The 11,886-nt window shown below is 70.2% G+C and carries 8 protein-coding genes; 5 read left to right on the forward strand and 3 right to left on the reverse strand.

All coding sequences use genetic code 11. The features are described from left to right. Positions 1–446: 446 nt before the first annotated feature. The 3 genes from drmA to drmC are packed head-to-tail and all read left to right on the forward strand — an operon-like array spanning position 447 to position 6,854. Positions 447–4,082: a DISARM system helicase DrmA gene (drmA, locus tag AB0G15_RS39625; RefSeq protein WP_362850463.1), complete on the forward strand. Its 3,636-nt coding sequence runs from the start codon at positions 447–449 to the stop codon at positions 4,080–4,082. Positions 4,083–4,140: 58 nt separating this feature from the next. Next, on the forward strand, positions 4,141–6,015 hold the full coding sequence (locus tag AB0G15_RS39630) for a DUF1998 domain-containing protein (RefSeq protein ID WP_362850465.1): 1,875 nt from the start codon (positions 4,141–4,143) through the stop codon (positions 6,013–6,015). Beyond that, on the forward strand, positions 6,012–6,854 hold the full coding sequence (gene drmC, locus AB0G15_RS39635) for a DISARM system phospholipase D-like protein DrmC (RefSeq protein WP_362850466.1): 843 nt from the start codon (positions 6,012–6,014) through the stop codon (positions 6,852–6,854). Before AB0G15_RS39630 ends, drmC begins: the two co-directional genes overlap by 4 nt. A 52-nt stretch (positions 6,855–6,906) precedes the next feature. On the opposite strand, the gene AB0G15_RS39640 is transcribed toward drmC, so the two are convergent. Continuing rightward, positions 6,907–8,058 carry a hypothetical protein gene (locus AB0G15_RS39640; protein WP_362850468.1) on the reverse strand — a complete coding sequence of 384 codons (1,152 nt, stop codon included), beginning with the start codon at positions 8,056–8,058 and terminating at the stop codon, positions 6,907–6,909. Next, the gene (locus tag AB0G15_RS39645; RefSeq protein ID WP_362850469.1) at positions 8,055–8,516 is read right to left on the reverse strand and encodes a DUF4365 domain-containing protein; all 462 of its coding nucleotides are present in this window, start codon (positions 8,514–8,516) and stop codon (positions 8,055–8,057) included. Before AB0G15_RS39645 ends, AB0G15_RS39640 begins: the two co-directional genes overlap by 4 nt. Before the next feature lie 250 nt (positions 8,517–8,766). Between AB0G15_RS39645 and AB0G15_RS39650 the strand changes: the two genes are divergently transcribed. Together AB0G15_RS39650 and AB0G15_RS39655 are read left to right on the forward strand one after the other, a co-directional pair. Next, entirely contained in the window at positions 8,767–10,878 is a 2,112-nt protein-coding gene (locus AB0G15_RS39650; protein ID WP_362850471.1) for a phosphocholine-specific phospholipase C, read from the forward strand. Between the two features lie 56 nt (positions 10,879–10,934). Further along, positions 10,935–11,282: an MmcQ/YjbR family DNA-binding protein gene (locus AB0G15_RS39655; protein WP_362850473.1), complete on the forward strand. Its 348-nt coding sequence runs from the start codon at positions 10,935–10,937 to the stop codon at positions 11,280–11,282. A 381-nt stretch (positions 11,283–11,663) separates the two neighbouring features. Here the strand turns inward: AB0G15_RS39655 and AB0G15_RS39660 are convergent. Beyond that, positions 11,664–11,886: hypothetical protein (locus tag AB0G15_RS39660; protein WP_362850475.1), on the reverse strand; the 223-nt coding region annotated here is incomplete at its 5' end.

Below are 11,886 nucleotides of genomic sequence, written 5' to 3' on the forward strand. Positions count from 1 at the left end.
ATTGACCGAAAACTATACTGATGATGATAGGCGAATGTTACACAAAGGCCGCTTATCGCTGCAGTTGAGAGATGTGATCATGTATTACGTCGAGTTTTCGGATTCAGTAGGCCTTGATCCCATTCGGTCGAATAAATCGACCTTCCTGAAGTGGATCTTGAAGCGTGACAGGCTCAGCCCTCGTTACACATGGTGGCCATGGAGGGTCGAAGGGTACGCGTAGGCCGCTCACGCTTGAAGATTGTGCGGTCTCGCGATGCCTGGTGACGAAGATGTCCGGAAAGGACATGGCGGCGTACCTGGCTGTGCTCCGTGCTGAACGGGCTCGCTGGGCGGGGAAGGGCTACGCTTCACACTTCACGGTAAATCGAGGGCCCGCGAACCATGCCGCCTGTCCTGCTGCGAGCGCCTGTGGAATGTCGTGCTCTGCCCCTACAGTGATCGCCATGAGCGGTGAGACGGTGCTCGAACGTCCCGACGAGGCCCGGATCCGGGACGAGTTGGAGAAGCTGGTCGTCCACGACCTCCACGGTTCCTTCGGGGACGAGGAGGAGGAGTTCAAGGAGCGTCCGACCGATCGTTACATCCTGGGCAGGCTCGCCCCCGAGGGCGAGACGATCGAGCCCGATCTGATGGACGACGGCGCCGACACCGACGGCGCCGACGTGGGGGAGGACGAGGCCGAGCCGTCCGTCCTGACCACCGCCAGCCTGATGCCCTCCGCCCTGGGCTGCATGGTCTTCGTGGACGGTGACACGGCAGAGCTGAAGGTGACCGGTCACTGGGCGCGCTACGAGCGCGTCGACGGTCCCGAGGGTGGCGAGGGCGGGGCGGGCGCGACCGGCGGAAGGGTCTGGTCACGGGTCCCCGATTCCGGAGTCGTGCGGCTGGAGCTGCGGGAGGGCCGGCTCGATCCGGAGCGGATGCCCTCAGACGAGCACGTGGTGGTCCGCGGCCGGGCACGCCCTCACGACGGCGGCTGGCTGGTCTCGGTCTTCATGGTCAACACCACCCCCAGGCCGCAGACGCTGGAGGCCAGGGCGTGGCTGTTCCAGGCGCGGATGAGCGTCAGCGCCGTGGACGACGGGCCGATCTTCCGGGCCAGGCCCGACACGTTCGGCGGCGGTGACGACATCGACCGCGCCGAGCAGCGGCGGCTGGCCATGGCTTACCGCTTCCACCCGGAGTTCGCCGTCGGCCACGGGGTGGGAGTGACGGCGCGGCAGGCGCCGGACGACCCGATGCGGGCGGTCCTGATCGAGACGCGGGCCGTGCCGGGCTACGAGATCCCGTTCACCGGCGTGCCCGACCCGGACGCCGACCCTGATCTGCCGGAGCTGGCCGACCTGGTGCTCGACATGGAGGCGCTCGCCCGCCTCCCGGCCGCCGCGCTGCGCAGGGGCCTGTCGCCGCTGGTCACCGGATACCGCTCCTGGATCGACCGGCAGGAGGGGCGCCTCGCCGACTCCGGCGAGCGGCTCGATCCGTACGGCAGGACGCCGCACGAGGCGCTGGCCACGGCGCGCAGGGCGGCCGACCGGATCGAGGCCGGGATCGACCTGCTCTGCGGCGACGAGAGCATGTACGACGGGAACGCGCCAGAGGTGAACACACACGTCGGGGATGCGCAGGACGGGAAAAGGCGTGACGGGGACGCGCCCCGCGAGAGCGCGCGGGACGAGAGCGCGCTGAGGGCCTTCCGGTTCGCCAACGAGGCGATGCGCCTGCAGCGCGTGCACACGCTGGCGGCGGCCGTACGGCGCAAGAACCCCGCCACCACGCTGGAGGAGGCGCTGAGACGGGTCGACACGCCGGACAACCACCGGTGGCGTCCGTTCCAGCTGGCGTTCCTGCTGCTGAACCTGCCCGCGCTGGCCGATCCCGGGCATGCCGAGCGCGGTGCCCCCGAGAGCGACGGCGACGCGCTGGCCGACCTGCTCTGGTTCCCCACCGGTGGTGGCAAGACCGAGGCGTATCTCGGCCTGACCGCGTTCACGCTGGCGATCCGCAGGCTCGGCCCGCCGCTCGGCGGCTACGACCCGTCGGCGGGCGTGGCGGTGCTGATGCGCTACACCCTGCGGCTGCTCACCATCCAGCAGTTCCAGCGCGCCACCGCGCTGATCTGCGCGTGCGAGCACCTGCGCCGCGGCGACGAGACGACATGGGGGACGACACCGTTCCGGATCGGCCTCTGGGTCGGCGCGCGGGTGACCCCCAACAAGACCGACGACGCCGCCGACTGGCTGAAGCAGCTGCGCAAGGCGGGACGGCGGGGCTTCGTGCGCGCCGCCGGTTCCCCGCACCAGCTCACCGGCTGCCCGTGGTGCGGCGAGGTGCTGGAGGCGGGCATCAACATTGTGGTCGATCCGACCCGTCGCCGCACCCAGGTGTTCTGCAACAACCTCTACTGCGACTTCAACGACGTCACCGACCCCGAGGGCCTCCCGGTCGTCCTGGTGGACGAGGAGATCTACCGGCTGCTGCCCAGTCTCGTGATCGCGACGGTCGACAAGTTCGCCCAGCTCCCCTGGCGCGGCGAGACCCAGGCGCTGTTCGGCCGGGTCGGGCAGCGGTGCGAGCGGCACGGATACGTGACCGAGGACACCGGATCCAACGACTGGGAGCTGTCGTCGGCGTCGGCCAGGCATCCCGCCAAGGGGGCGCTGCCGTCCGCGAGGATCGTCGGCGTCTCCCGGCTCCGGCCGCCGGATCTGATCATCCAGGACGAGCTGCACCTGATCTCCGGCCCGCTGGGGTCCCTGGCCGGCCTGTACGAGACGGCCGTCGACCGGCTCGCCACCTGGGAGCTCCCGGGCGGCAGGCGGGTCAGGCCCAAGGTGATCGCCTCGACCGCGACCGTGCGACGGGCACAGCAGCAGATCGGGGCGCTCTTCGACCGGCACACCGAGATCTTCCCGCCCCCCGGCCTGGACATCGGCGACAACTTCTTCTCCCGGCAGCGCCCGGTGGATCCGGCCGCGTCCGGTCACCGGCCGGGCCGCCGCTACGTCGGCATCTGCGCGCACGGCGTCCGCAACAAGTCGGTGCTGATCCGGGTGTACGTCGCCGTGCTCGGCGCGGCCCAGACCCTGCACGACAGGTACGGGCGCAACCGGGTCACCGACCCGTACATGACCCTGGTCGGCTATTTCAACAGCCTGCGCGACCTGGGCGCGATGCGCCGCATGGTGGAGGACGACGTCTCCACCCGCCTGTCGCGGGCCGAGGACCGCGGGTTCTCCCGCCGCTGGGACCCGGTCGTCAAGGAGCTCACCTCCCGGCTGTCGTCCTCAGACATCCCCATCGTGCTCGACCACCTGGAGCAGGCGTTCACCGACGACCGCGAGGCGCGCGGGCGCCGCCCGATCGACATCCTGCTCGCCACCAACATGATCGCCGTCGGGGTCGACGTGTCCCGCCTCGGGGTGATGGTCGTCTCCAACCAGCCGAAGTCCGCCGCCGAGTACATCCAGGCGACCAGCCGGGTCGGGCGTGCCGCCCCGGGACTGGTGTTCACGGTCTACAACTGGGCCCGGCCGCGTGACCTGTCGCACTACGAGACGTTCGAGCACTTCCACGCCACCGTCTACCGGCACGTGGAGGCATTGTCGGTGACGCCGTTCGCCGAGCGCGCCGTCGACCGCGGGCTGACCGGGGTGCTGGTCTCCCTAGTGCGCAATCTGGAGCCCACCTACAACGGCAACCTGAGCGCCGGGCGGTTCGACCGGGCCGGCGAGCTGGCCGACCACGTGGTGCGGTTCGTCAAGCGCAGAGCCCGGGAGGTCACCGCGGACAACGGGGTGGGCGTCGAGGTCGAGCGTCACCTGGACGCCCGGCTCGACCAGTGGCACGACGAACGCCGAATACCGGGCCGGCGGCTGGCCTACAACGACCGCGCGGCCGGGACGCCCAAGGACGCCTCCGGGCTGCTGCGCCGCCCGGAGGACGGGCGCTGGCGGCCGATGACCTGCCCGACCTCGTTGCGGGACGTCGAGCCGGGAGTGCGCCTGCTGCTCCTGCCCGAGGACGACCCGCTCGCCATCATCCGGGAACCGCCGTTCACGGCGGGAGGAGGTGCCTGATGACCGGCTTTCACGACCGATGGAACCGGGTGACCGAATCGGCCGAGGGGAGCGTGCGATGACCGGCTTTCCCGGCCGAGGGGAGCGCCCGGCGACCGGATCGAGCCTGCGGGTCGGTGAGCTGCGTCCCAACCAGCTCCTGCACACCTACGGTGTGGGGGCGGTCGCCGACATGCCCAACCTGTCGGTGATGGTGTGCGGGCTGGACGAGTGGGATCGGTCCAAGACCCAGGAGGTCCCGGAGGACCGGCTGCTCGCGGTGGTGCGCGCCAAGCTACAGGCGCCTGTGGAGGCGCTGCGCACCCCTCCCCACATCCCCGAGTCGTCCGACTCCTTCGGGGAGTGGACCAAGGTGGGGGTGCCCGTCACCCTGTTCCCGCGCTGGCTGCGCTGCACCAACCCCAGATGCGGGCTGCTCGCCCCGGTGGAGACCGGCCTGTTCGAGCTCCTGCCGCACGCCTTCTCTCCCGACCGGATCCGCTACGTGCACGGCTGCCGCGGCAGCGGCGGGAGCCGGCCCACCGCGGTGCCCGCCCGGTTCGTCCTCGCCTGCGTCCACGGGCACCTCGACGACTTCCCCTGGATGTTCTTCGCCCACCGGGGAGTCGTTCCCGAGTACGGCGGGCACACCCTCACCCTGGAGGAACAGGGCACCACAGGTGACGCGGCGAGCCTGTGGGTGCGGTGCTCGTGCGGCGTCCCGCAACGGTCGATGGCGCAGGCGATCGGCGAGAAGATGGTCCCGAACCTGCCGCGCTGCCGGGGGCGCCACCCGCACCTGCGATCCGACCAGTTCCAGGGCTGCGGCGAGGAGGCCCGGACGATCGGCCTGGGCGCCACAAACAGCTGGTTCGGCATGCAGCTCAAGGCGTTCACCCTGCCGCAGGCCGACGCCGAGATCGACCAGCGGGTCGCAGAGCTGTGGAAGATGCTGGAGCTGGCGGCGAGACTCCCGGAGGAGGATGCCAAGGAGCTGCTGCCCAACCTGCGATGCTGGCCGGAGCTGGAGCAGTACGGCGTCGACGGGGTCTGGAAGGCGATCCGGCGGCACGCCGAGAGTCCCGGTGACGACGACCAGGATGACAAGCTGGACCTGGTGACCCCCGAGTGGAACGCCTTCACCCGCGCGCAGCCGGTCAGGCTGCCCGACTTCACCACGGAGAAGGAACGCCCCCCAGCCGAGGGGAAACGGTGGCTGGAGGAGGTCGTCCTGGTCACCCGGTTGCGCCAGGTGTCGGCCCTGTACGGCTTCACCAGGATCGACGCCCCCGAATGGGGAGAGGACGGCGGTGACACCGAGTTCGCGCCGATCTCCGTCGCCCGGCCCACCTGGGTGCCGTGCGCGGAGATGCGGGGCGAGGGCATCTTCCTGCGTTTCCGGGAGGAGGAACTGGCCACCTGGGAACGACGTCCCGACGTCCGTAGACGCCACGAGCGGCTCCGCAGGGGACACGACACGTGGCGGGCCCGGCGTCGGCTCGAACCGGGCCACTGGCCGGGCATCCGCTACCTGCTGCTGCACACTTTCGCCCACGCGCTCATCCGGGAGTTCGCGCTGGAGAGCGGCTACAGCGCGGCGGGCATCGGCGAGCGGATCTACTCCAGGACCGGCCCGCAGCCCATGGCGGGCGTGCTGCTGTACACCGCGGCCCCCGACAGCGAGGGCACGCTGGGCGGCCTGGTCACCCTGGGCAGGCGAGACCGGCTGGGCACGCTCATCGACCAGGCGCTGGACGCTGCGGGGCTGTGCAGCTCCGATCCGCTCTGCGCCGAACGCGACCCGGCGGAACACGGTCACCTGTACGGCTCGGCGTGCCACGCCTGCCTGTTCGCGTCCGAGACCTCGTGCGAGCGGGGCAACCACTACCTGGACCGGGCCCTGCTCGTCGACACCGTCAGCGACCTCGGCATCGGCTTCCTGGCCGCGCGGTGAGCGACCTGCCGGGCGCCGGTGGCCCGCCGGATGCCGGGGGTCTGCCGGGTGTCGGCGGCCTGCCCGCCGTTGTCGCAGCGCTTGCCCGGGAGCTTCCCGAGGTCCACGTACGGGCATGGGCGAGGATCCTGCGTGAGCATCCCGAACCGCGTCCGGAGGTACGGGGCCTGCTGACCGAGGCCAGGACAGGGACCGTCATGGGAGCGCGGGCGGCCCGGCTCGTCGCCGCCTGGTCGGCGGCCGACCCGCCGCCGCCGGGCTCGGCGGTGGCGCTCGCGCTGGAGACCGCGTCCCGGATGCACGCCGAGGAGAGCCGCCGCCGGACCGACGTCGTGGTCAGCGGTCCGCACAGCGACGAGGTGCCCGTCCGGCTGACCGGCTCGGTCATCGTCGAGGTGATCCGCGCCAGCCGTACGTCGCTGCTCGTGGTGAGCTTCGCCGCGTTCGGCGTCGCCGAGGTGGTGCGAGAACTGGACCGGGCGGCCAGGCGAGGCGTCCGCGTCGATCTGATCCTGGAGGACACCGTCGAGGACGGCGGCGCGTTACGCGGCGGGTCCGCCGCGACCGCGCCCTTCGAGGCGCTCCGCCCGTCGGTCACGTTCTGGGCCTGGGCGGGCAGGGCGAAGGTCGGCGGCTCGGTTCCCGCGCTGCACGCCAAGGTCGTCGCCGCGGACGGGAACGTCGCGCTCCTCGGCAGCGCGAACCTCACCGACCGGGCGCTCGCCCACAACCTGGAGATCGGCGTGATCCTCCGCGATCCCGAGGTGGTGGGCAGGCTCGTCGGGCACTTCCGCGCGCTCATGCGGCCGGGCGACGGGCCGCTGCGTCCTGTCGGGTGAGAGTTCGCCGGGCCTGCCAGGTGGCGGTCCGCTGGGTTTCGGCAGGGACGGTTCACCCGTGTTCCAGCACGGCGAACCCGCGTACCGCCTCCAGCTGCGTCCTGCTCATCGTGCGTACCAGGACGCCGGTCATGTGTACGCGCAATCCGTAGTCATGGGCACGGGTCGCGGAACTGTAGTCGTCGCCTCCCAGACGGACCCAGATCCGTCGCCGTCTGGTGCGCCGCTCGGATCCGCGCGTGGTCGCCACCCCTTCGATCACCACCCAGCCCATCTGCTCCGGGGCGGCCCGCTCCAACTTGAAGATCGTCCCGGTGACGTCGGCCTCCTGTTCCTGCCGTCTGTCGTGCCCGAGGTCCTCTTCGGCCTGGGTGAGCATGGCTATCTCCGGTTCCGAGAAACGGATGGCGGAGGTCCGCACACCGGTGGGCAGTGTGCTCGCCCACGAAAATTGGATCTTGAACGGCCGCTCCCGGTCCGCCCCGCCGAACAGGGCCAGCGCGCGGCAGAGCGTCACCGAGACGCCCTCTCCCACCCGGTCGGCGAATGGTGAAAGATCAGAGGCCTCCGACGCCTCGGCCGCGGCGGCCTTGGCCGCACGGATCGTGTCGTAGAGGCGGAGCAGCACCCGGCGGGAGAACGGCTCCTCCGGCATGAACAGGGCCTCTGCCTCCGGTCGCAGGCTCAAGGGCACCTCGGCGGTGATCACATAGCTGCCCGCCCGGGGTGGGCGTAACCGCACGTGGCGGGGGAATTCCTCGACGGTCCGAGACTTCCGGTTCGGCAGCACCAGCCGGGGTTCGCCGTCCACCGCGTAGGCTCCCGCGATGTACAGCCAGCGAAGCCCCTCGTAGGCGTCGACGGCGTCGACCACCGACGTCGTCCCCGGTGGTCCCTCGGGGTAGGTGGTGAAGTGCTGGGAGTCGATGTTCTTCGCGGTGACGTCGCGCAGGATCTCCGGTTGCGGTCGCTGCTCGACCTCGCTGAGCACCTGAAAGAGGCTCACCATGCGTGGCAGGTAGTCGCGCATCCCCGTATCGCCCGGAAGGAGGACCTCGAACTCCCCGCCCGTGTCGTCCAGGACCCAGATCCGGGAACGGCCGATGACGTCGCTGCCCAGCCAGCCGGCGTTGGCGAGATAGGTGGAGATCTCCTGCGGACGCAGACCGGCGAGAGCATCCAGATACTCCTGTCCGAGAGTCATGACGCCTCCGGGCGGATCATGAGTTCCAGCAGGACCGCCGGCGTCACCACATTCGCCAACGGCAGCCTCACGGTCTTGGAATTCTGGCCGTTGCCGGGAATGACGGCTTGGTCCTCCAGCGAGACCCAGTAGCCGCGATGGCGGACCCTGATCTCGGTGTCCTCCTGTTCGGCATGAACGTACTCGCAGGGACGGCTCGGTACGTGTACCACGATCAGATAGCGCGGTGTGTCGAAACCACCGCCGGCGAGCTCGTTGAAGTGTTTGGCCTCAAGGGTGTACGTCAGTGCCTTGGAATTCGTGTACTGCGGTGTGCGAACCGTTTTGACCTGGATGTCGATCTGAGGGCGATACCGCGTGCCGCGTGCCTGCGGATAGTTGAGGAACAGATCGATTCCGTCGACGTCGGGCTGAGGTTTGGCGACCGTCAACCCCACACACGAGGCGAGCAGGCTCACGTACGACTCGCCGTACCACCCCTGAAGGATGTTGTGATCGACTGGCAGATCCGGCCTCCTCGCCGATCGGTCCGGTGCTGTGGTTCCCCTTCGGGAAAATACTGCGTCGGTGGACTCTTGGAAAGATTTTTTCCGGATGATGTCGGTTAACCCGTAGGCAGGACTGTGGGGCTGCATCCCGGGTGTGGGAAGGACGGAGCCGGGTTGTTAGGTTGAGGCTTGCCCGAAAAGCCGTTAAAGGGATGCGTCAATGTCGGCAAGGTCCGCACTTCCCCCTTCTCTCGTGCGCCTGCTGGCGCGACCCGTACCTCCGGGAACCCTCTCCGACCTCGAGCACGTCGTCTTCGTCATGCAGGAGAACCGGTCGTTCGACCACTACTTCGGCCGGATGCGCGGGGTGCGCGGCTACGGGGACCGCAACGCGGTGTCCACCCGTGCCCTGCGTCCGGTCTTCGAGCAGGACGGGATCCTGCCCTTCTCTCTCAGGGAGGCCGCCGAGCGCGCGGGAGCCGACCCGATGCTGCTCGACACCCACGACCACAGCTGGCTCGGCACCCAGAACGCCTGGGCGATGGGCTGGAACGACGCCTGGGTGCCCAACAAGGGCCCGTCCACGATGGCGTACTACGACCGTGAGGACCTCCCGTTCCACTACGAGCTGGCGGACGCGTTCACGATCTGCGACGCGTACCACTGCTCGGTGCTGAGCTCCACGACGCCGAACCGCAACTACCACGTCTCCGGCCACACGGGCTACGAGCCCGGCACCGAACAGCGGGCCGTCGACAACGGCGCCTGCGAGGAGGACGGGCACCCCGGCTACTCCTGGACCACGGTGCCCGAGCTGCTGACCCGGGCCGGGCACTCCTGGCAGGTCTACCAGGAGTGGGACAACTACCAGTGCAACAACCTGGAGTTCTTCGCCGCGTTCAAGGCGGTCATGGCGAAGCTAGGCCAGAGCAGCATGCACTCCTTCTACGAGAAGGTGCGCGCGTCCGAGGACCCCGCGCCGATGCTCGCCGAGCTGGAGGAGAGGGTGGCACGCCTCGATCCGGCCGACCGGGTGCTCTACGACCGGGCGCTGCGCCGCACCCGGACGGGCGGGCTGGGGGACTGGTTCGCCGCCGACGTGGCGGCCGGACGCCTCCCCGCCGTCTCGTACGTCGTGACCTCGCTCGCCGACTCCGAACACCCCGAGGGGTCCTCGGCCGTGGAGAGCGGGAAGGTCGTCTACCGGATCCTCGACGCGCTGGCCTCGAGTCCGGAGGTGTGGGCGAAGACCGCGGTCTTCGTCACCTACGACGAGAACGACGGCTTCTTCGACCACGTCCCCCCGCCCGTCCCGCCGGACGGGACCCCGGGGGAGTTCGTCGGCGGACGGCCCATCGGGCTGGGCATGCGCGTCCCGATGATCGTCGTGTCGCCGTGGAGCGTGGGGGGCCACGTCTGCTCCCAGACGTTCGACCACAGCTCGACGGTCCGGTTCCTGGAGACCTGGCTCGGCATCAGGGCCCCCGACATCAGTGACTGGCGGCGGACCGTCGCCGGGGATCTCACCTCCGCCTTCGACTTCGCCCGCCCGGAGGCGTGGCCCACGTCGGCAGCGCCAGAAATGCCGGATACGCAGGGAATGCCCGGAGTGCCGGTTCCCGACGCCTCTGAGGGTGCCTCGCCCGCTCGGAGTACCTCGCCCGATCAGGACGCTCCACCCGTCCGGGACACCTCACCCGCCCCGGGCACCGCGTCCGCCCAGGCGATCCCGACCGGCCGCTGGTACCCCGACGCCCCCGCCGAGCAGCGGATGCCCGGCAGGGAACCGGGCGTCAGGCCCGCCCGCGCGCTGCCGTACCGGCCCGACGCCTCGGCGCGGACCAGCGGCCGCGCCGTCGAGATCGCGATGAGCAACACCGGTACGGAAAGCGCGCACCTGGCGTTGTACGGCTACATGGGGGAGCTCGTCCGGCCCCTGCACTTCGACGTGCTCGGCCACGCCCGCGAGGTGGTCTACTTCCCGTGTCCCACGTACGCCCTCGTCCTCACCGGGCCGAACGGCTTCCGCAGGGAGTTCCGGGGCGGGACGGACGACCCGGTGGAGACGTCCAGCGTGATCGACGCGGCCACGCGGACGATCGAGGTCGTCGTCGTCAACACCGGTGACGAACCGGCCGACGTGACGATCTCGCCCCTGGCCTACGGCGGGGCGGCGCGGGCGCTGCGGCTCGCGGCCGGGGAGACCGCCCGGGTGCCGTGGCGGGCCGCGACCGGATGGTACGACCTGTGGATCACCGTCGCCGGGGACACCGGCTTCGCCCGCCGCCTGATGGGACACATCGAGAACGGCGAGCCGGGCGTCACGGGCTGACGGACGCCTGGGGTGACAGGGGATAAATGTCGGTGCGCTCTGGTAGACCGTGGGCCATGGGTGTGAGCGTGGATGAATTCCTGGAGATGGTGAAGCAGCTGCCCGAGACCGAGCAGGGCGACGGCGGTGAGTGGGTCTCGCTGAAGGTGCGGGGCAAGGGCTTCGGCTACCTGTGGGAGAAGACGGAGACCGTGGGGCTCAAGTCGACGATCGAGGAGCAGCTCGCGCTGGTGGCGGAGCGGCCGGAGGTGTTCGAGATCCAGTTCACCGCGGGCCGGTTCGGCTGGGTCGTGGTGCACCTCGCGAAGATCGACGCGGATGAGCTGTTCGAGCTGGTCACCGAGGCGTGGTGCCTGACGGCTCCCAAACAGCTCGTCGACGCCCACGAAGCCGCCGCGCGCTGACCGCGTACACGTACGAGTGCTGACCGTACCCGGAGAAGAGACACGGAGAAGAGACCCGGGGAATTCCACGGCCCGCACGTACGAGCGGGGATTCCACGATGATCGTTTTCGTTTCGCGACGGACGCACACGGGCGGGCCTCCGGACCCCTGGTTCCCCGGGCCCGCCGGGCCCGGGGCGACGAGCGGCCCGCCCCCGAATGCTCGGTGGGTCGGGCCGCCCGTCGCGGGACGGTCTTTCGTGAGCCTGGCCGGGCCTGCCTCATGGGGAGGCGAGCGTACGGGGCCGGGTCCGCCTCACGGGGAGGCGAGCGTGTGGCTCGCGGTCACGGTGGCGGCCTTCTGGCCGCCGGTCACCGCGTCAGCCACACGCCGGCCGCCTGTCAGTTGTTGATCCCGCGGCCGGAGCCCCTGCCGCTGTCGCTGATGCCGCCGCCGACACCGACGCCCCTGCCGGTGCCGACGCGATCGCGCTTACGCTCGCTCATGCCTTCGCGCCGGCGCTCGCTCATGCCTTCGCGCCGGCGCTCGCTCATGCCTTCGCGACGGCGCTCGCTCATGCCTTCGCGCCGGCGCTCGCTCACATCGTAATAGCACACGTCTGAA

Origin of the sequence: Streptosporangium sp. NPDC023825 (assembly GCF_040639575.1) — a bacterium.
Taxonomy (GTDB): domain Bacteria; phylum Actinomycetota; class Actinomycetes; order Streptosporangiales; family Streptosporangiaceae; genus Streptosporangium.